Source organism: Bartonella sp. AD328YNZD (assembly GCF_042196425.1).
On sequence record NZ_JBHIQG010000384.1, the window covers coordinates 1 to 2,165 of the forward strand.

The window sequence follows — 2,165 nt, forward strand, 5'->3', positions numbered from 1 at the left end:
ACCCTGTTGCAAAAGAATAAGCACCATAAGCCTCAGGCAATGCATTAGTAAAACCACCAGTACTTCCCCCTATATAACCACCCAAAACTTTACCATTAGTGCTACCCGTGTATCCATCACCAGTCCAAATCACCTGTTCAGTGGTCGTACCATAAGGATGACGACCATTAAACACTTGATCAGTAATAAATCTATTATATTGTTGCTCTGCGGTTATTCGTCGATTATCAGCAATTCCTTGTTGTTGTTTGCCGCCACGACCAACAACGTTGTCTGCACCACAGAAGTCATCATCACCAGAAAAAACAACACTCCCATGACTACCACGCGGATACATAACATTAACACTATTTGTGCTTCTAATTATCTCTCCTGTTATTGAGAGATTCGCCGCAAAAACAGGAGAAACACTCGATAAAAGTGTGGCCATTACCGTACTAAGAGAGATAACTTTAATTAAATTTGGTGTGGAATATTTTTTTTTCATAACAAACTCTCCAATGAAAAAAACTTAAAAACACCTTCAAAACATAAAAAAGACACATTTTAGCATTACTGATCTCTTTGGAACTTAGAGTAGAGAATCATTGCTTAGAGTGTGAACATTTTGAGTCTTTTGTTTTGTTTGTGCTCTCTGTGTTGGGACCTAAATGCTTGTCTTTTTGATTATGTTTTTTGACATAAAGATAACACATTTAGAGTCTAAGGGTTTTAGTGTGTTGTTTTTTCCTAACTAAAAAGAGGCTTTGTATATTTAATATTACTTTTTACTTGGTAGTAGTTACTATAAAATCCTTTAAACTAGGTTTAGTATGTGTTTTCCTAATTATAGACTTTATTTTTATTAGAAAGCATTGTTTTGTTAATAATAAGTAAAGTAAAAAGAAATTGTAATATTTACAGAATATAGTTTTCCTTGGATAATTGAATTTTTAGTTAGACTTTTTCTTTTTAATATATCGTGTAATGATATAGGCGTGGTCTTGTGATGCACCTCTTATCTCTACCACTGCTTATCCCCTTTTGAAAGTTATTTCATCAAAATGAGTCTTACCAATATACATTTTCGTACCATTATAGACTGTTCAAGAAAATGGCAATATAAAAATATAACTTTTTAGCAATATGGATTCTACTGTGATCTTTTTTCAACAAAATATAGAAAAACCTTCTATAAAACCTCAAAATTTATAGTGTCATCAAATATTATGCTTATCTCTAGATAAATACTGTGAATCTGTAAAAAAATATTCACACTCATTTTAATAAAATAAGAACAAATGTCGTTAAAAGAATCCCTTGCTATCATCAACGCAGCTTTAATCTTAAGCCAACACCTCTTCTCTAATCTCCGCAGAACTTGTTGCGGATATATTAGAGCAAATGAAGCCATCCTCTGATATATAACCTAGTACCAAGAGCAAATGCGGACTGATTGAGCCATATACCACTACCAAATGCAACACTTAACTTTCCTAGTGTATCGTTATAACGCAAACCTGCCACTGCCAAACCAACAGTCGCTGCTTGTCTTGCCTCTTTCCGAACATCTTCAATGGCATAACTAAACATTTCAAATTTCATATCGGTGGAGGATTACGATTCGTTAACACCATTATTCATCGCATTATCCTTGGATTCAGAAAAGTATTTATCTACATTTTTTTTGCATCATCAAAAACTGTCTTATCCGCTGCTTACTGTCATGTAACAACCAACTACCCCCCTCCACGAATTCTGTCAAATTTGCGTAAAACACACCACTCTTCATACATTTTCTCTTTTTTTATTTTCAATATTAATGCTGACTTTGTTATTTGTGAGAGCCGTTCTTTTAATCGTGTAACTCTTTTCGCCCCTGTCTCGTATAGACAGGAGCGTTTTTGAAAATAATCGTAGTGAATTTTATTAATTTAGAGTTAAGCTTAATCCTACACCGACACCCCAGTGCCCTCCGGCATTTGTCACAGATAGACTAGAGCGGATATTTCCATCTTCAGATGTATAACCAGCACCAAGAGCAAATGCGGACTGATTGAGCCATATACCACTACCAAATGCAACACTTAACTTTCCTGGTGCATCATTGTAACGTAAGTTGGACACCGCTAGACCAATAGCAGCAGCTTGTCTTGCTTCTTTCCGAACATCCTGAATAGCATAAT

Annotated in this window: 1 protein-coding gene and 2 pseudogenes; all 3 read right to left on the bottom strand. The window is 34.9% G+C overall.

Annotated elements, in window-relative coordinates; all coding sequences use genetic code 11:
• Nucleotides 1-487 (bottom strand): annotated as a pseudogene (locus ACFIO3_RS12015) (hypothetical protein); the annotation flags it as partial.
• 838 nt (nucleotides 488-1,325) lie between these two features.
• Nucleotides 1,326-1,590, bottom strand: a pseudogene (locus ACFIO3_RS12020) (YadA-like family protein); the annotation flags it as partial.
• Between the two features lie 318 nt (nucleotides 1,591-1,908).
• Nucleotides 1,909-2,165 (bottom strand): YadA-like family protein (locus ACFIO3_RS12025; protein WP_375607607.1); only part of this gene is annotated, 257 nt, incomplete at its 5' end.